12 protein-coding genes, 4 tRNA genes, 1 rRNA gene and 1 pseudogene are annotated in these 18227 nt (G+C 51.1%); 16 read left to right on the top strand and 2 right to left on the bottom strand.

Annotated elements, in window-relative coordinates; genetic code table 11:
• The 3 genes from rrf to birA all read left to right on the top strand — a co-directional run.
• Positions 1-106: ribosomal RNA gene (rrf, locus tag FN082_RS14485) — 5S ribosomal RNA — on the top strand; the annotation flags it as partial.
• Positions 107-295: 189 nt separating this feature from the next.
• On the top strand, positions 296-1324 hold the full coding sequence (gene murB / locus FN082_RS14480) for a UDP-N-acetylmuramate dehydrogenase (RefSeq protein WP_142462312.1): 1029 nt from the start codon (positions 296-298) through the stop codon (positions 1322-1324).
• Positions 1321-2283 (top strand): bifunctional biotin--[acetyl-CoA-carboxylase] ligase/biotin operon repressor BirA, encoded by a 963-nt coding sequence (gene birA, locus FN082_RS14475; protein WP_142981824.1) that lies wholly within the window; start codon positions 1321-1323, stop codon positions 2281-2283. Before murB ends, birA begins: the two co-directional genes overlap by 4 nt.
• A gap of 25 nt (positions 2284-2308) precedes the next feature.
• Here the strand turns inward: birA and coaA are convergent, their stop codons facing one another.
• Positions 2309-3259, bottom strand: a complete 951-nt coding sequence (gene coaA / locus FN082_RS14470; protein WP_139538252.1) for a type I pantothenate kinase — start codon at positions 3257-3259, stop codon at positions 2309-2311.
• Between the two features lie 320 nt (positions 3260-3579).
• A pseudogene (locus FN082_RS30205) lies at positions 3580-3660 on the bottom strand (hypothetical protein); the annotation flags it as partial.
• Between the two features lie 37 nt (positions 3661-3697).
• Here FN082_RS30205 and FN082_RS14465 point away from each other — a divergent pair.
• The 13 genes from FN082_RS14465 (at position 3698) to rpoC (ending at position 17830) form a co-directional block, all read left to right on the top strand.
• A tRNA-Thr gene (locus FN082_RS14465) sits at positions 3698-3773 on the top strand.
• Between the two features lie 10 nt (positions 3774-3783).
• Positions 3784-3868, top strand: a tRNA-Tyr gene (locus tag FN082_RS14460).
• Between the two features lie 119 nt (positions 3869-3987).
• Positions 3988-4062 (top strand) — tRNA-Gly (locus tag FN082_RS14455).
• Positions 4063-4067: 5 nt separating this feature from the next.
• Positions 4068-4143: transfer RNA gene (locus FN082_RS14450), tRNA-Thr, on the top strand.
• A gap of 114 nt (positions 4144-4257) precedes the next feature.
• Positions 4258-5442, top strand: a complete 1185-nt coding sequence (gene tuf / locus FN082_RS14445) for an elongation factor Tu (protein ID WP_004097636.1) — start codon at positions 4258-4260, stop codon at positions 5440-5442.
• A gap of 232 nt (positions 5443-5674) precedes the next feature.
• The gene (gene secE, locus FN082_RS14440) at positions 5675-6058 is read left to right on the top strand and encodes a preprotein translocase subunit SecE (RefSeq protein WP_004097638.1); all 384 of its coding nucleotides are present in this window, start codon (positions 5675-5677) and stop codon (positions 6056-6058) included.
• A gap of 1 nt (position 6059) precedes the next feature.
• A complete protein-coding gene (gene nusG / locus FN082_RS14435; RefSeq protein ID WP_002438628.1) occupies positions 6060-6605 on the top strand; it encodes a transcription termination/antitermination protein NusG in 546 nt (181 codons plus the stop codon).
• Positions 6606-6759: 154 nt separating this feature from the next.
• On the top strand, positions 6760-7188 hold the full coding sequence (rplK, locus tag FN082_RS14430) for a 50S ribosomal protein L11 (protein WP_004097640.1): 429 nt from the start codon (positions 6760-6762) through the stop codon (positions 7186-7188).
• A gap of 3 nt (positions 7189-7191) precedes the next feature.
• On the top strand, positions 7192-7896 hold the full coding sequence (gene rplA / locus FN082_RS14425; RefSeq protein WP_139538253.1) for a 50S ribosomal protein L1: 705 nt from the start codon (positions 7192-7194) through the stop codon (positions 7894-7896).
• A gap of 350 nt (positions 7897-8246) precedes the next feature.
• A complete protein-coding gene (gene rplJ / locus FN082_RS14420) occupies positions 8247-8744 on the top strand; it encodes a 50S ribosomal protein L10 (RefSeq protein WP_004097644.1) in 498 nt (165 codons plus the stop codon).
• A gap of 66 nt (positions 8745-8810) precedes the next feature.
• Positions 8811-9176 (top strand): 50S ribosomal protein L7/L12, encoded by a 366-nt coding sequence (gene rplL / locus FN082_RS14415; protein ID WP_004097645.1) that lies wholly within the window; start codon positions 8811-8813, stop codon positions 9174-9176.
• A gap of 325 nt (positions 9177-9501) precedes the next feature.
• Entirely contained in the window at positions 9502-13530 is a 4029-nt protein-coding gene (gene rpoB, locus FN082_RS14410; RefSeq protein WP_139538254.1) for a DNA-directed RNA polymerase subunit beta, read from the top strand.
• A 76-nt stretch (positions 13531-13606) separates the two neighbouring features.
• Complete coding sequence (gene rpoC / locus FN082_RS14405; RefSeq protein WP_139538255.1) at positions 13607-17830, top strand: DNA-directed RNA polymerase subunit beta'; 4224 nt, start codon at positions 13607-13609, stop codon at positions 17828-17830.
• Positions 17831-18227: the final 397 nt, after the last annotated feature.

The following is an 18227-nucleotide window of genomic DNA, read 5'->3' as shown; positions in this document are numbered from 1 at the left end:
GTAGCGCGGTGGTCCCACCTGACCCCATGCCGAACTCAGAAGTGAAACGCCGTAGCGCCGATGGTAGTGTGGGGTCTCCCCATGTGAGAGTAGGGAACTGCCAGGCATCAATCAAGTGAAGAGCCCATCCTGACGGATGGGCTTTTTGCGTTTTTGTCACATGACCTCATCGATAGCCAGGTGAAGCCTCATGCGCTTTCATTCGACTCTCCCCCTTCTTCTGCATCCAGAATCAAACAAGCCTTCCCTCGCTATATACGGTAAACTAATGCGGATTTTGCATCAGGAAGCCACTATGAACCACTCCCTCAAACCCTGGAATACCTTTGGTATTGAACGTTTTGCCAAAGCGATTGTACGTGCCGAAACTGAAAAACAACTGTTGGATGCCTGGCAAGGTGCCGTTGCAGAGCGCCAGCCAACCTTGATCCTTGGTGAAGGAAGCAACGTTTTGTTCCTGAAGGATTATTCCGGTACGGTCATTATCAACCGTATTATGGGCATTGAAGTGAGTGAAACACCTGATGCCTGGCATTTGCATGTTGGCGCAGGAGAGAACTGGCATCAGTTGGTACAATTTGCGCTGAATAACAAAATGCCGGGTCTGGAAAATCTTGCGTTGATCCCTGGATGCGCCGGCTCCTCGCCAATTCAGAATATTGGCGCTTACGGCATTGAATTACAGAAGGTTTGTCAGTACGTCGATTGTATTGAGCTGGCGACAGGTCTGAAGCAGCGCCTTTCCGCCGCAGAATGTCGCTTTGGCTATCGGGATAGCATTTTTAAGCATGAGTACCAGGGCCGCTATGCCATTGTGGCCGTTGGTTTAACGTTGCCAAAAGAGTGGCAACCCGTTTTGACCTATGGCGACTTAACCCGGTTTGATCCACAGACCGTTACCCCACAGCAGGTATTTGATGCCGTATGCCATATGCGCATGACTAAGCTTCCCGATCCAAAAGTGAATGGAAATGCAGGGAGCTTCTTTAAGAATCCGGTTATTAGCGCAGAAAAGGCATGCCAGCTACTGGCGACCTATCCGAATATCCCACATTACCCGCAGCCTGATGGCAGTATGAAGCTTGCTGCCGGATGGCTCATCGATCAATGCCAGCTTAAAGGCAAAGTTATTGGTGGCGCAGCGGTACATAGCCAGCAGGCTTTAGTATTAATTAACCATAATCAAGCAACCAGTGAAGACGTGGTTAAGCTAGCCCACTACGTACGTCAACAGGTCGGCGAGAAGTTTAATATTTGGCTGCAGCCGGAAGTGCGCTTTATTGGCGAAACGGGTGAAGTTAATGCCGAGGAGGCAATTGCATGAAAGACTACACCATACCTCTGAAGCTGATATCCATATTGGCCGACGCTGAATTTCATTCGGGTGAACAACTTGGTGAGCGGTTAGGGATGAGCCGGGCTGCAATCAACAAACATATTCAAACTTTACGTGACTGGGGAGTTGATGTCTTTACCGTCCCGGGTAAAGGCTACAGTCTGCCAGAACCTATACAGCTGCTGGATGAAGCGCTGATATCCAAACAGATTGAACATGGTCGGGTAACGGTGTTGCCGGTCATTGATTCTACGAACCAGTATCTTCTGGACAGGCTCAGCGAACTGCAATCAGGCGATGCCTGCGTGGCTGAGTATCAGCAGGCCGGCCGCGGTCGCCGGGGACGCAAGTGGTTCTCACCGTTTGGCTCTAATCTTTATCTTTCTATGTATTGGCGACTGGAGCAAGGACCCGCTGCCGCCATTGGCTTGAGCCTGGTCATCGGGATTGTGATTGCCGAGGTACTTCAAAGCCTGGGGGCGGATAAAGTACGGGTTAAATGGCCGAATGACCTCTATTTGCAGGATCGGAAACTGTCTGGGATCCTGGTGGAGCTGACGGGTAAAACAGGCGATGCTGCACAGATAGTCAGCGGCGCAGGTATTAATTTGATGATGCGCCGCGTAGAGTCTGATGTTGTCAATCAGGGCTGGATCAGCCTGCAGGAAGCCGGGATCTCTATCGATCGTAATAGGTTAGCGGCTTGCCTGATTAAAGAGTTGCGCGCGGGTTTTCAGCTTTTTGAGCATGAAGGTTTAGCACCCTATCTGAGCCGCTGGGAAAGGTTAGATAACTTTATTAATCGTCCAGTTAAACTTATTATTGGTGATAAAGAAATCTTTGGTATTTCTCGCGGCATTGATGCTCAGGGAGCATTATTACTGGAGCAGGATGGGGTGATAAAACCCTGGATTGGTGGTGAAATCTCATTGCGCAGCGCTGAATGAAAAGAGGGAGCTAATGCTCCCTTTATTATTTCCGTAACCGAACCTGATTGACCGAGTGATTTGCACTTTTCGTCATGATAAGGCTGGCTCGCTCACGCGTGGGTAAGATATTTTCCTTTAAATTTAAAAGGTTAATCTCATTCCATAGCGACGTGGCAATATTGACAGCCTCATCTTTGGAAAGCTTTGCATAATTGTGAAAATAAGAATCCGGGTCGGTAAATGCCCCTTCACGAAATTTCAGAAAACGATTGATATACCAGGTTTTGAGTAACTCTTCTGGTGCATCAACATAAATAGAAAAATCAACAAAATCTGAAACAAATACATGATGAGGGTCGTGTGGATAATCCATCCCACTTTGTAGAACGTTTAATCCCTCAAGAATTAAAATATCAGGCTGAGCAACAGTTTTATCCCCATCAGGAATAACATCATAAATCAGATGTGAATAGACCGGCGCGGTGGCATTTGGAACACCTGATTTTAGATCCGAGACAAATTTAACCAAGCGATGCATATCGTAAGACTGCGGAAATCCCTTTTTCTTCATCAGGCCGCGTTCTTTTAACACCGCATTAGGGTGCAGAAAACCGTCAGTCGTGATCAACTCGACGTGCCGATGTTCAGGCCAGCGGCTGAGCAGGGCCTGCAGTACGCGTGCGGTGGTGCTTTTACCGACAGCGACGCTACCAGCAATACTGATGATATAAGGAATACGTTGACCATTGGTGCCAAGGAATTGCTCCAGCACGGCCTGACGGCGCAAATTAGAGCTGATATAGAAATTGAGCAAACGCGACAGCGGCAAATAGATCTCCGCAACTTCTTCCAGGGAAAGATCTTCGTTGATGCCTTTTAACCGCGTGATTTCGTCCTCAGTTAGCGTCATTGGAACAGAATCACGGAGTGCAGCCCATTGGTTGCGGTTAAATTGTAGATACGGTGTCATTAACGTTTGCTCTTTTTGGCTCATAAGCATGTTCTTGCAGTCGCCGAATTACATGAAGGCGGGGTGCTTCACACGAGTTAATCAGGACAATGGGCAGGAGGGTAACACCAGATTGCGCGGAATAATAAGAAAAAAACTTATTGGATGATGCTTTCTAATAGCAACATCACAGAGATGAATCAGTTGGCATTGGCATATAAAGCATTCTGTAGAAGTATTAGGGTTATTCACTGAAGGAGATCGTGGGTCGTCGCGACACAAACTTTGTTCTGGCAGTACGACTTCATGTTTCTCTCTCTTCATTGGTTGTTTTTGAGAGGAGATTGGTGCGTTTTTGTTCTGCATTGTTTGAAATTACACCGTTTTTTCTTGTTTGAGCACAAAATGTGAGCGATAGAACATTTTATGCAATTTTTTAGTTGCATGAACTCGCAGGTCTCCCTAGAATGCGCGCTACTTGATGCCGACTTAGCTCAGTAGGTAGAGCAACTGACTTGTAATCAGTAGGTCACCAGTTCGATTCCGGTAGTCGGCACCATCAAGTGCCTGGTGGGGTTCCCGAGCGGCCAAAGGGAGCAGACTGTAAATCTGCCGTCATCGACTTCGAAGGTTCGAATCCTTCCCCCACCACCATCTTTCGGCAACGCTTTGCGAAGCCAGAGTTGATTGGTTAAACTAGTCAGCTCAAACAGAAAAAGAGATTCTTCTCTTTTTTTTGTTATAGAAAGAACTGGGTAGCCGAGTTTCAGGATGCGGGCATCGTATAATGGCTATTACCTCAGCCTTCCAAGCTGATGATGCGGGTTCGATTCCCGCTGCCCGCTCCAAACGTGCTGATATGGCTCAGTTGGTAGAGCGCACCCTTGGTAAGGGTGAGGTCCCCAGTTCGACTCTGGGTATCAGCACCACTTCTTTATCTCTCCTCCCCTGTTTCTCTCTTTTATTGCATTCAACAAGTCGGGCATGTTGCCCGGTTGATGTGGTGATATCACCGATTTATCCGTGTCTTAGAGGGACAATCGATGTCTAAAGAAAAGTTTGAACGTACAAAACCGCACGTTAACGTCGGTACTATCGGCCACGTTGACCATGGTAAAACAACGCTGACCGCTGCAATCACTACCGTTCTGGCTAAAACCTACGGTGGTTCTGCTCGCGCATTCGACCAGATCGATAACGCGCCGGAAGAAAAAGCTCGTGGTATCACCATCAACACTTCTCACGTTGAATATGACACCCCGACTCGCCACTACGCGCACGTAGACTGCCCGGGCCACGCCGACTATGTTAAAAACATGATCACCGGTGCTGCGCAGATGGACGGCGCGATCCTGGTTGTTGCTGCGACTGACGGCCCGATGCCGCAGACCCGTGAGCACATCCTGCTGGGCCGTCAGGTAGGCGTTCCGTACATCATCGTGTTCCTGAACAAATGCGACATGGTTGATGACGAAGAGCTGCTGGAACTGGTTGAAATGGAAGTTCGTGAACTTCTGTCTCAGTACGATTTCCCGGGCGACGACACTCCGATCGTTCGTGGTTCCGCTCTGAAAGCGCTGGAAGGCGACGCAGACTGGGAAGCGAAAATCATCGAACTGGCTGGCTACCTGGATTCTTACATTCCGGAACCAGAGCGTGCGATTGACAAGCCGTTCCTGCTGCCGATCGAAGACGTATTCTCCATCTCCGGTCGTGGTACCGTTGTTACCGGTCGTGTAGAGCGCGGTATCATCAAAGTTGGTGAAGAAGTTGAAATCGTTGGTATCAAAGAGACTGCTAAGTCTACCTGTACCGGCGTTGAAATGTTCCGCAAACTGCTGGACGAAGGCCGTGCTGGTGAGAACGTTGGTGTTCTGCTGCGTGGTATCAAACGTGAAGAAATCGAACGTGGTCAGGTTCTGGCTAAGCCGGGCTCAATCAAGCCGCACACCAAGTTCGAATCTGAAGTGTACATTCTGTCCAAAGATGAAGGCGGCCGTCATACTCCGTTCTTCAAAGGCTACCGTCCGCAGTTCTACTTCCGTACCACTGACGTGACTGGCACCATCGAACTGCCGGAAGGCGTAGAGATGGTCATGCCGGGCGACAACATCAAAATGGTTGTTACCCTGATCCACCCGATCGCGATGGACGACGGTCTGCGTTTTGCAATCCGTGAAGGCGGCCGTACCGTTGGCGCGGGCGTGGTTGCTAAAGTTCTCGGCTAATTGCTGATAACATTTGACGCAATGCGCAATAAAAGGGCATCATTTGATGCCCTTTTTGCACGCTTTCACACCAGAACCTGGCTCATCAGTGATTTTTTGAGTCATAATCATTGCTGAGACAGGCTCTGAAGAGGGCGTTGAGTCCGAAACGCAACAGAGCATTTCGGTTTGGTCGCCTCGCAATCCATGCGGGGTGAAGATAGTTGTCTGAATTCTTGTGACAGGTTGGTTTATGAGTGCGAATACCGAAGCTCAAGGGAGCGGGCGCGGCCTCGAAGCGATGAAGTGGACGATCGTTGTCGTGCTGCTGGTTGTGGCCATCGTCGGCAACTTCCTTTATCGTGACATTATGCTGGCAGTGCGTGCGCTGGCAGTCGTTATTCTGATCGCTGCAGCAGGTGGTGTCGCGCTGTTAACTACGAAAGGTAAGGCTACAGTCGCTTTCGCTCGTGAAGCGAGAACTGAAGTGCGTAAGGTTATTTGGCCTACTCGCCAGGAAACGCTGCACACTACGCTGATTGTTGCCGCAGTGACTGCTGTAATGTCGCTGATCCTATGGGGACTGGATGGTATTCTGGTTCGCCTGGTATCCTTTATCACTGGCCTGAGGTTCTGAGATGTCTGAAGCTCCTAAAAAGCGCTGGTACGTCGTTCAGGCGTTTTCCGGTTTTGAAGGTCGCGTAGCTACCTCGTTGCGTGAACATATCAAGTTACACAATATGGAAGAGTTGTTTGGCGAAGTCATGGTTCCGACCGAAGAAGTGGTCGAAATCCGTGGTGGTCAGCGCCGTAAAAGCGAGCGCAAATTCTTCCCTGGCTACGTTCTGGTCCAGATGGTGATGAACGACGCGAGCTGGCACCTGGTGCGCAGCGTACCACGCGTGATGGGTTTCATCGGCGGTACTTCTGACCGTCCGGCTCCAATCAGCGATAAAGAAGTGGACGCGATCATGAACCGTCTGCAGCAGGTCGGCGATAAACCACGGCCGAAAACGCTGTTTGAACCGGGTGAAATGGTACGTGTTAGCGATGGTCCGTTTGCAGACTTTAACGGCGTGGTTGAAGAAGTTGACTACGAGAAGTCTCGCCTGAAAGTCTCTGTTTCTATCTTTGGCCGCGCAACTCCGGTTGAGCTGGACTTTGCTCAGGTAGAAAAAGCCTAACGGCCGATCAAAAAAGCAACGCTTTAATCGTTGCATGAGGCGCGAAATTGACATACAATTTCGCGCCTTTTGTTTTTATGGGCCTTGTGCCTGTAAAGCGATATTTATCACGGGGAGCCTTTTGAAGGCGCTACACCCAAACGAGGAAATTTAAATGGCTAAGAAAGTACAAGCCTACGTCAAGCTGCAGGTTGCAGCTGGTATGGCAAACCCGAGTCCGCCGGTTGGTCCAGCACTGGGTCAGCAAGGTGTGAACATCATGGAATTCTGCAAAGCGTTCAACGCAAAAACTGAATCCCTGGAAAAAGGTCTGCCAATTCCGGTTGTTATTACCGTTTACGCTGACCGTTCTTTCACTTTCGTTACCAAAACCCCGCCGGCAGCAGTTCTGCTGAAAAAAGCGGCTGGTATTAAGTCTGGTTCCGGTAAGCCGAACAAAGACAAAGTTGGTAAAATTTCCCGCGCTCAGCTGCAGGAAATCGCGCAGACCAAAGCTGCCGACATGACTGGTTCCGACATTGAAGCGATGACTCGCTCCATTGAAGGTACTGCACGTTCCATGGGCCTGGTAGTGGAGGACTAAGAAATGGCTAAACTGACCAAGCGCATGTCCGTGATTCGTGACAAAGTTGATGCGACTAAACAGTACGACATCAATGAAGCCATCACTCTGCTGAAAGAACTGGCTACCGCTAAGTTCGTTGAAAGCGTTGATGTTGCCGTTAACCTCGGCATCGACGCTCGTAAATCTGACCAGAACGTCCGTGGCGCAACTGTACTGCCGCACGGTACTGGCCGTTCAGTTCGCGTAGCCGTATTTGCCCAGGGCCCGAACGCCGAAGCAGCTAAAGCTGCTGGCGCAGAGCTGGTAGGTATGGAAGATCTGGCTGACCAGATCAAAAAAGGCGAAATGAACTTTGACGTTGTTATTGCCTCCCCGGATGCAATGCGCGTTGTTGGCCAGCTGGGCCAGGTTCTGGGCCCGCGCGGCCTGATGCCAAACCCGAAAGTTGGTACCGTAACTCCGAACGTTGCTGAAGCGGTTAAGAACGCTAAAGCAGGTCAGGTTCGTTACCGTAACGACAAAAACGGCATCATTCACACCACCATCGGTAAAGTGGATTTTGACGCTGATAAACTGAAAGAAAACCTTGAAGCTCTGCTGATTGCGCTGAAAAAAGCCAAACCGACTCAGGCTAAAGGCGTGTACATCAAGAAAATCAGCATCTCCACCACCATGGGTGCTGGCGTTGCCGTTGATCAGGCTGGTCTGAGCGCTTCTGCGAACTAAGATTAGCTTTACGTGGGCGGTGGATTTGTCTACAATTCTACCCCCACGATTCTGTTGAAAGATACAGACGCTATGCGAGTCATTTGAATTGCGGCAACGCAGCAGCAGTTCGAAGGACAAAGTCATAGACAAGATTTGTTCGTTGGAGCCTGGCCTATCCAGGCCTCCGTCGAAGACCGCAGGTGTTTCGTCAGAAACTTAATCCCCTGCGTAGACGGTGACAGAACGCTAAGATTATTTTTGGATACTCTGGCTTGTTTCTGCTCACCGTATTTAGACGCTCTTCTCTTTGAGTTGAGTGAAGTGAGTTCCAGAGCATGAGCTCTGGCAAACATCCAGGAGCAAAGCTAATGGCTTTAAATCTTCAAGACAAACAAGCGATTGTTGCTGAAGTCAGCGAAGTAGCCAAAGGCGCGCTGTCTGCAGTAGTTGCGGATTCCCGTGGCGTAACTGTAGATAAAATGACTGAACTGCGTAAAGCAGGTCGTGAAGCTGGCGTTTACATGCGTGTTGTTCGTAACACCCTGCTGCGCCGCGTCGTTGAAGGTACTCCGTTCGAGTGCCTGAAAGACACGTTTGTTGGTCCGACCCTGATTGCATACTCTATGGAACACCCGGGCGCTGCTGCTCGTCTGTTCAAAGAGTTCGCGAAAGCGAATGCAAAATTTGAGGTCAAAGCCGCTGCCTTTGAAGGTGAGCTGATCCCGGCGTCGCAAATCGACCGCCTGGCAACTCTGCCGACTTACGAAGAAGCAATTGCACGCCTGATGGCAACCATGAAAGAAGCTTCGGCTGGCAAACTGGTTCGTACTCTGGCTGCTGTACGCGATGCGAAAGAAGCTGCTTAATCGCAGTTATCTTTGTAAAGCATCTGCTTACGTATAAACTTATTCTGATATTCAGGAACAATTTAAATGTCTATCACTAAAGATCAAATCATTGAAGCAGTATCCGCTATGTCCGTAATGGACGTTGTTGAGCTGATCTCTGCAATGGAAGAAAAATTCGGTGTTTCCGCTGCTGCTGCTGTAGCTGTAGCTGCTGGCCCGGTTGAAGCTGCTGAAGAAAAAACTGAATTCGACGTAATTCTGAAAGGTATCGGCGCGAACAAAGTTGCCGTTATCAAAGCAGTACGTGGCGCAACTGGCCTGGGTCTGAAAGAAGCTAAAGACCTGGTAGAATCTGCTCCGGCCGCTCTGAAAGAAGGCGTGAGCAAAGATGACGCTGAAGCACTGAAAAAATCTCTGGAAGAAGCTGGCGCTGAAGTTGAAGTTAAATAAGCCAACCTTTCCGGTTGCAGCCTGAGAAATCAGGCTGATGGCTGGTGACTTTTTAGTCACCAGCCTTTTTGCGCTGTAAGGCGCCAGTAGCATTTCACACTGTTTGACTGCTGGTTGTCCTGACAATGCTTGTTTCTATAGACGACTTAATATACTGCGACAGGTTAGGGTTCCTGAGCTGTGTAAATCGCAATGAAATGGTTTAAGCGTGATAGAAACAGGTATTGCGGAAAGTGTTCCATTTTCCGGTCAACAAAATAGTGTTGCATAAAAAACTGCCTGATGTGGGCAGATGGGTCGACTTGTCAGCGAGCTGAGGAACCCTATGGTTTACTCCTATACCGAGAAAAAACGTATTCGTAAGGATTTTGGTAAACGTCCACAAGTTCTGGATGTGCCTTATCTCCTTTCTATCCAGCTTGACTCGTTTCAGAAGTTTATCGAGCAAGATCCTGAAGGACAGTATGGTCTGGAAGCAGCTTTCCGTTCCGTATTCCCGATTAAGAGCTACAGCGGTAACTCCGAGCTGCAGTATGTCAGCTACCGTCTGGGCGAGCCGGTTTTTGACGTTAAAGAATGTCAAATCCGTGGCGTGACCTATTCGGCACCGCTGCGCGTAAAACTGCGTCTGGTGATCTACGAGCGCGAAGCGCCGGAAGGCACCGTTAAAGACATTAAAGAACAAGAAGTCTACATGGGCGAAATCCCGCTCATGACCGACAACGGTACCTTTGTTATCAACGGTACCGAGCGTGTTATCGTTTCTCAGCTGCACCGTAGCCCGGGCGTCTTCTTTGACAGTGACAAAGGTAAGACCCACTCTTCCGGTAAAGTGCTGTATAACGCACGTATTATCCCTTACCGTGGCTCCTGGCTGGACTTCGAATTCGACCCGAAAGACAACCTGTTTGTCCGTATCGACCGTCGTCGTAAGCTGCCGGCGACTATCATTCTGCGCGCGCTGAACTATACCACTGAGCAGATCCTTGATCTGTTCTTCGAAAAAGTGGTCTTTGAAATTCGCGATAACAAGCTGCAGATGGAACTGGTGCCGGAGCGTCTGCGTGGCGAAACCGCCTCCTTCGACATCGAAGCGAACGGTAAAGTGTACGTTGAGAAAGGGCGCCGCATTACTGCGCGTCACATTCGCCAGCTGGAAAAAGACGATATCAAACATATCGAAGTTCCGGTTGAGTACATTGCTGGCAAAGTCGCTTCTAAAGACTACATTGACGAATCCACTGGCGAGCTGATCTGCTCTGCGAACATGGAGCTGAGCCTGGATCTGCTGGCTAAGCTGAGCCAGTCTGGGCATAAGCGTATCGAAACGCTGTTCACCAACGATCTGGACCACGGTCCGTATATGTCTGAGACTGTACGCGTCGACCCGACCAACGATCGTCTGAGCGCGCTGGTAGAAATCTACCGCATGATGCGTCCTGGTGAGCCGCCGACTCGTGAAGCTGCTGAAAGCCTGTTCGAGAACCTGTTCTTCTCCGAAGACCGCTACGATCTGTCTGCGGTTGGTCGTATGAAGTTCAACCGTTCTCTGCTGCGCGACGAAATCGAAGGTTCCGGTATCCTGAGCAAAGAAGACATCATCGAAGTGATGAAGAAGCTCATCGATATCCGTAACGGTAAAGGCGAAGTCGATGATATCGACCACCTCGGTAACCGTCGTATCCGTTCAGTAGGCGAAATGGCGGAAAACCAGTTCCGCGTTGGCCTGGTACGTGTAGAGCGTGCGGTGAAAGAGCGTCTGTCTCTGGGCGATCTGGATACCCTGATGCCTCAGGATATGATTAACGCCAAACCGATCTCCGCTGCAGTGAAAGAGTTCTTTGGTTCCAGCCAGCTATCTCAGTTTATGGACCAGAACAACCCGCTGTCTGAGATTACGCACAAGCGTCGTATCTCCGCACTCGGCCCAGGCGGTCTGACTCGTGAACGCGCAGGCTTTGAGGTTCGAGACGTACACCCGACTCACTACGGTCGCGTATGTCCAATCGAAACGCCTGAAGGTCCGAACATCGGTCTGATCAACTCCCTGTCCGTGTACGCACAGACTAACGAATACGGCTTCCTTGAGACTCCGTATCGTAAAGTCACCGACGGCGTTGTGACCGACGAAATTCATTACCTGTCTGCTATCGAAGAAGGCAACTACGTTATCGCTCAGGCGAACTCCAACCTGGATGACGAAGGCCACTTTGTAGAAGATCTGGTTACCTGCCGTAGTAAAGGCGAATCCAGCTTGTTCAGCCGCGACCAGGTTGACTACATGGACGTATCCACCCAGCAGGTGGTATCCGTCGGTGCGTCCCTGATCCCGTTCCTGGAACACGATGACGCCAACCGTGCATTGATGGGTGCGAACATGCAACGTCAGGCGGTTCCGACTCTGCGCGCTGATAAGCCGTTGGTTGGTACCGGTATGGAACGTGCTGTTGCCGTTGACTCCGGTGTTACTGCAGTGGCTAAACGTGGCGGTACCGTTCAGTATGTGGATGCTTCCCGTATCGTTATCAAAGTTAACGAAGACGAGATGTACCCGGGTGAAGCAGGTATCGACATCTACAACCTGACCAAGTACACCCGCTCTAACCAGAACACCTGCATCAACCAGATGCCTTGCGTGTCCCTGGGTGAGCCGATTGAGCGTGGCGACGTGCTGGCTGACGGCCCGTCTACCGACCTCGGTGAACTGGCGCTCGGTCAGAACATGCGCGTAGCGTTCATGCCGTGGAACGGTTACAACTTCGAAGACTCCATCCTCGTTTCCGAGCGTGTTGTCCAGGAAGACCGTTTTACTACCATCCATATTCAGGAACTGGCATGTGTGTCCCGTGACACCAAGCTGGGGCCGGAAGAGATCACCGCTGACATCCCGAACGTGGGTGAAGCTGCGCTCTCTAAACTGGATGAATCCGGTATCGTTTATATCGGTGCGGAAGTGACCGGTGGCGACATTCTGGTTGGTAAGGTAACGCCGAAAGGTGAAACCCAGCTGACGCCGGAAGAGAAACTGCTGCGTGCGATCTTCGGTGAGAAAGCGTCTGACGTTAAAGACTCTTCTCTGCGCGTGCCAAACGGTGTCTCCGGTACCATTATCGACGTTCAGGTCTTTACCCGTGATGGCGTAGAAAAAGACAAACGTGCGCTGGAAATCGAAGAGATGCAGCTTAAACAGGCTAAGAAAGACCTGTCTGAAGAACTGCAGATCCTCGAAGCTGGCCTGTTTGGTCGTATCTACGCGGTGCTGGTCTCCGGCGGTATCGAAGCTGAGAAGCTCGACAAACTGCCGCGCGATCGCTGGCTGGAGCTCGGCCTGACCGACGAAGAGAAACAAAATCAGCTGGAACAGCTGGCTGAGCAGTATGACGAACTGAAACACGAGTTCGAGAAAAAACTCGAAGCGAAACGCCGCAAAATCACTCAGGGCGACGATCTGGCACCGGGCGTGCTGAAGATTGTTAAAGTGTATCTGGCCGTTAAACGTCAGATTCAGCCAGGTGACAAAATGGCAGGTCGTCACGGTAACAAGGGTGTTATCTCTAAGATCAACCCGATCGAAGATATGCCTTACGATGAAAACGGTACGCCGGTCGACATCGTACTGAACCCGCTGGGCGTACCGTCTCGTATGAACATCGGTCAGATCCTGGAAACGCACCTGGGTATGGCTGCAAAAGGTATTGGCGAGAAAATCAACGCCATGCTGAAACAGCAGCAGGAAGTCGCCAAACTGCGCGAGTTCATCCAGCGTGCCTACGATCTGGGTACCGACGTTCGTCAGAAGGTTGATCTGAATACCTTCACTGACGAAGAAGTTATGCGTCTCGCTGAAAACCTGAAAAAAGGTATGCCGATCGCAACGCCGGTCTTCGACGGTGCGAAAGAGTCTGAAATCAAGGAACTGTTACAGCTGGGTGGCCTGCCGACTTCCGGTCAGATCACGTTGTTCGACGGTCGTACCGGTGAGCAATTCGAGCGCCAGGTTACCGTTGGCTACATGTACATGCTGAAACTGAACCACCTGGTTGATGACAAAATGCATGCGCGTTCTACCGGTTCTTACAGCCTGGTTACTCAGCAGCCGCTGGGTGGTAAGGCGCAGTTCGGTGGTCAGCGCTTCGGGGAGATGGAAGTGTGGGCGCTGGAAGCATATGGCGCAGCATACACCCTGCAGGAAATGCTCACCGTTAAGTCTGATGACGTAAACGGCCGTACTAAGATGTATAAGAACATCGTGGACGGCAACCATCAGATGGAACCGGGCATGCCGGAATCCTTCAACGTACTGTTGAAAGAGATTCGCTCGCTGGGCATCAACATCGAACTGGAAGACGAGTAACTCTCGCTCAAACAGGTCACTGGTGCCGGGGTAAGACCCGGTGCCAGATTGTGCTAACTCCGACGGGAGCAAATCCGTGAAAGACTTATTAAAGTTTCTGAAAGCGCAAACTAAAACCGAAGAGTTTGATGCGATCAAAATTGCTCTGGCATCGCCAGACATGATCCGTTCATGGTCTTTTGGTGAAGTTAAAAAGCCGGAAACCATTAACTACCGTACGTTCAAGCCTGAGCGTGACGGCCTTTTCTGTGCGCGTATTTTCGGGCCAGTAAAAGACTATGAGTGCCTGTGCGGTAAGTACAAGCGCCTGAAACACCGCGGTGTGATCTGTGAGAAGTGCGGCGTTGAAGTGACCCAGACTAAAGTGCGCCGTGAGCGTATGGGCCACATCGAGCTGGCGTCTCCGACCGCTCACATCTGGTTCCTGAAATCTCTGCCGTCCCGTATCGGCCTGCTGCTGGATATGCCGCTGCGCGATATCGAACGCGTACTGTACTTTGAATCCTATGTGGTTATCGAAGGCGGTATGACCAACCTGGAGCGCCAGCAGATCCTGACTGAAGAACAGTATCTGGATGCTCTGGAAGAGTTCGGTGACGAATTTGACGCGAAGATGGGTGCGGAAGCTATCCAGGCCCTGCTGAAGAGCATGGATCTGGAGCAAGAGTGTGAAACTCTGCGTGAAGAGCTGAACGAAACCAACTCCGAAACCAAGCGTAAAAAGCTGACCAAGCGTATCAAACTGCTGGAAGCTTTCGTTCAGTCTGGCAACAAGCCGGAGTGGATGATCCTGACCGTTCTGCCGGTTCTGCCGCCAGATCTGCGTCCGCTGGTTCCGCTGGATGGCGGTCGTTTTGCGACTTCTGACCTGAACGATCTGTATCGTCGCGTCATTAACCGTAACAACCGTCTGAAACGTCTGCTGGATCTGGCTGCGCCGGACATCATCGTACGCAACGAAAAACGTATGCTGCAGGAAGCGGTCGATGCCCTGCTGGATAACGGTCGTCGCGGTCGTGCGATCACCGGTTCTAACAAACGTCCTCTGAAATCTTTGGCCGATATGATCAAAGGTAAACAGGGTCGTTTCCGTCAGAACCTGCTCGGTAAGCGTGTTGACTACTCCGGTCGTTCTGTAATCACCGTAGGTCCATACCTGCGTCTGCATCAGTGCGGTCTGCCGAAGAAAATGGCGCTGGAGCTGTTCAAACCATTCATCTATGGCAAGCTGGAACTGCGTGGCCTGGCCACCACCATCAAAGCCGCTAAGAAAATGGTAGAACGCGAAGAAGCTGTCGTTTGGGATATCCTGGACGAAGTTATCCGCGAACACCCGGTACTGCTGAACCGTGCACCAACACTGCACCGTTTGGGTATCCAGGCATTCGAACCGGTTCTGATCGAAGGTAAAGCAATTCAGCTGCACCCACTGGTTTGTGCGGCCTATAACGCCGACTTCGATGGTGACCAGATGGCTGTTCACGTACCGCTGACGCTGGAAGCCCAGCTTGAAGCGCGTGCGCTGATGATGTCTACCAACAACATCCTGTCTCCAGCGAACGGCGAGCCAATCATCGTTCCGTCTCAGGACGTTGTATTGGGTCTGTACTACATGACCCGTGACTGTGTTAACGCCAAAGGCGAAGGCATGGTGCTGACTGGCCCGAAAGAAGCTGAGCGTATTTATCGCGCTGGCCTGGCCTCTCTGCATGCGCGCGTTAAAGTGCGTATCACTGAATACGAAAAAGATGAAAACGGCGAGTTCGTCGCGAAAACCAGCCTGAAAGACACGACCGTTGGCCGTGCCATTCTGTGGATGATCGTACCTAAAGGTCTGCCGTTCACCATCGTGAACCAGGCACTGGGTAAGAAAGCCATCTCCAAGATGCTGAACACCTGTTACCGTATTCTGGGCCTGAAACCGACCGTTATTTTTGCGGACCAGACGATGTACACCGGCTTTGCTTATGCAGCGCGTTCAGGTGCATCCGTTGGTATCGATGACATGGTCATCCCGGAGAAAAAATACGAAATCATCAGCGAGGCGGAAGCTGAAGTTGCTGAGATTCAGGAGCAGTTCCAGTCCGGTCTGGTTACCGCTGGCGAACGCTATAACAAAGTTATCGATATCTGGGCTGCGGCGAACGATCGTGTATCCAAGGCGATGATGGATAACCTGCAAACTGAAACCGTTATTAACCGTGACGGCGAAGAAGAGCAGCAGGTCTCCTTCAACAGCATCTACATGATGGCCGACTCCGGTGCGCGTGGTTCTGCTGCACAGATTCGTCAGCTTGCTGGTATGCGTGGTCTGATGGCGAAGCCGGATGGCTCCATCATCGAAACGCCGATTACCGCGAACTTCCGTGAAGGTCTGAACGTACTCCAGTACTTCATCTCCACGCACGGTGCGCGTAAAGGTCTGGCGGATACCGCACTGAAAACAGCGAACTCCGGTTACCTGACTCGTCGTCTGGTTGACGTTGCCCAGGACCTGGTTGTCACTGAAGACGACTGCGGTACCCTGGAAGGTATCACCATGACCCCGGTTATCGAGGGTGGCGATGTTAAAGAGCCGCTGCGCGATCGCGTATTGGGTCGTGTGACTGCTGAAGACGTTCTGAAGCCGGGTACTGCGGACATTCTGGTTCCACGCAACACGCTGCTGCACGAGCATTGGTGTGACCTGCTGGAAGAGAACTCCGTTGACTCCGTCAAAGTGCGTTCCGTTGTATCCTGTGACACCGACTTTGGTGTATGTGCGCACTGCTACGGTCGTGACCTGGCGCGTGGCCACATCATCAACAAAGGTGAAGCTATCGGCGTTATCGCGGCACAGTCCATCGGTGAGCCGGGTACACAGCTGACGATGCGTACGTTCCACATCGGTGGTGCGGCATCTCGTGCGGCTGCTGAATCCAGCATCCAGGTGAAAAACAAAGGTAGCATCCGTCTGAGCAATGCGAAGTCGGTTGTGAACTCCAGCGGTAAACTGGTTATCACCTCTCGTAACACCGAGCTGAAACTGATCGACGAATTCGGTCGTACCAAAGAAAGCTATAAAGTGCCTTACGGCTCCGTTATGGCTAAAGGTGATGGTGAACAGGTTGCCGGCGGCGAAACCGTAGCAAACTGGGATCCGCACACCATGCCGGTTATCACCGAAGTGAGTGGTTTCGTCCGCTTCACTGACATGATCGACGGCCAGACCATTACTCGTCAGACTGACGAGCTGACCGGTCTGTCTTCTCTGGTGGTTCTGGATTCGGCAGAGCGTACCACAGGCGGTAAAGACCTGCGCCCGGCGCTGAAAATCGTTGATGCTCAGGGCAATGACGTTCTGATCCCAGGCACCGATATGCCTGCTCAGTACTTCCTGCCGGGTAAAGCGATTGTTCAACTGGAAGATGGCGTACAGATCAGCTCCGGTGACACTCTGGCGCGTGTACCGCAGGAATCCGGCGGTACCAAGGACATCACCGGTGGTCTGCCGCGCGTTGCGGACCTGTTCGAAGCACGTCGTCCGAAAGAGCCGGCAATCCTGGCTGAAATTAGCGGCATCATTTCCTTCGGTAAAGAAACCAAAGGGAAGCGTCGTCTGGTTATCACCCCGGTAGACGGTAGCGATCCGTACGAAGAGATGATTCCGAAATGGCGTCAGCTCAACGTGTTCGAAGGTGAACGTGTAGAACGTGGTGACGTGGTTTCCGACGGTCCGGAAGCGCCGCACGACATTCTGCGTCTGCGTGGTGTGCATGCTGTGACTCGTTACATCGTTAACGAAGTTCAGGACGTATACCGTCTGCAGGGCGTTAAGATTAACGATAAACACATCGAAGTTATCGTTCGTCAGATGCTGCGTAAAGCGACCATCGAAAGCGCCGGTAGCTCCGACTTCCTGGAAGGTGAACAGGTTGAATACTCTCGCGTTAAGATTGCTAACCGCGATCTGGAAGCGAACGGCAAAGTGGGCGCAACGTTCTCCCGCGATCTGCTGGGTATCACCAAAGCGTCTCTGGCAACCGAGTCGTTCATCTCAGCCGCATCGTTCCAGGAGACTACACGTGTCCTGACCGAAGCAGCCGTTGCGGGTAAACGCGATGAACTGCGCGGCCTGAAAGAGAACGTTATCGTGGGTCGTCTGATCCCTGCCGGTACCGGTTATGCGTACCACCAGGATCGTATGCGTCGTCGCGCAGCGGGCGAACTGCCTGCTGCACCGCAGGTCAGCGTGGAAGAAGCTTCTGCTAACCTGGCAGAACTGCTGAACGCGGGTCTGGGCGGTTCAGACAACGATTAATCGTTGATTCGCTAAGCGCTAAAAAAGCCGGTCGGGTTTCCTGACCGGCTTTTTTTATTGCCTTGGGCCTTCTGCTCAGAAAATCGCTCTATCGCATTTACTAACTTACAAGCATTATTCTCTCGCCTATTTTTATTTACATTTCATTAGCGCAATAGATGCAATTAACTAGCAACTAAACATACAAATAAATTATCAATTTGCTATTTATTAATGATCTCATCAATTGAAAGACGGAAGTTCTACACGTATCAAAAAATGAGCGCTGCAAACGCTATATAGTCAAAAAACTCAAATAATCATTTGATTACTTTCCCCTTTCTTTTCGGTTTACCACAACTGAAGGGGATCGTTGTGCCTGTCGAAAAGATAATGGAGGAGGTGAGTAAGCAAATAG

This window comes from Klebsiella spallanzanii, assembly GCF_902158555.1.
In the GTDB taxonomy this organism is placed as follows: domain Bacteria; phylum Pseudomonadota; class Gammaproteobacteria; order Enterobacterales; family Enterobacteriaceae; genus Klebsiella; species Klebsiella spallanzanii.
Note: the sequence above shows the minus strand (reverse complement) of the source record. Positions and strands in the feature narration are given on the sequence as shown.

Bases quoted from the DNA above. Each gene is read 5' to 3' on its own strand.
- secE (WP_004097638.1), top strand. From the start codon at position 5,675: ATGAGTGCGAATACCGAAGCTCAAGGGAGCGGGCGCGGCCTCGAAGCG.
- rplJ (WP_004097644.1), top strand. From the start codon at position 8,247: ATGGCTTTAAATCTTCAAGACAAACAAGCGATTGTTGCTGAAGTCAGC.
- rplA (WP_139538253.1), top strand. From the start codon at position 7,192: ATGGCTAAACTGACCAAGCGCATGTCCGTGATTCGTGACAAAGTTGAT.
- nusG (WP_002438628.1), top strand. From the start codon at position 6,060: ATGTCTGAAGCTCCTAAAAAGCGCTGGTACGTCGTTCAGGCGTTTTCC.
- murB (WP_142462312.1), top strand. From the start codon at position 296: ATGAACCACTCCCTCAAACCCTGGAATACCTTTGGTATTGAACGTTTT.
- rplL (WP_004097645.1), top strand. From the start codon at position 8,811: ATGTCTATCACTAAAGATCAAATCATTGAAGCAGTATCCGCTATGTCC.
- birA (WP_142981824.1), top strand. From the start codon at position 1,321: ATGAAAGACTACACCATACCTCTGAAGCTGATATCCATATTGGCCGAC.
- rpoB (WP_139538254.1), top strand. From the start codon at position 9,502: ATGGTTTACTCCTATACCGAGAAAAAACGTATTCGTAAGGATTTTGGT.
- coaA (WP_139538252.1), bottom strand. From the start codon at position 3,259: ATGAGCCAAAAAGAGCAAACGTTAATGACACCGTATCTACAATTTAAC.
- tuf (WP_004097636.1), top strand. From the start codon at position 4,258: ATGTCTAAAGAAAAGTTTGAACGTACAAAACCGCACGTTAACGTCGGT.
- rplK (WP_004097640.1), top strand. From the start codon at position 6,760: ATGGCTAAGAAAGTACAAGCCTACGTCAAGCTGCAGGTTGCAGCTGGT.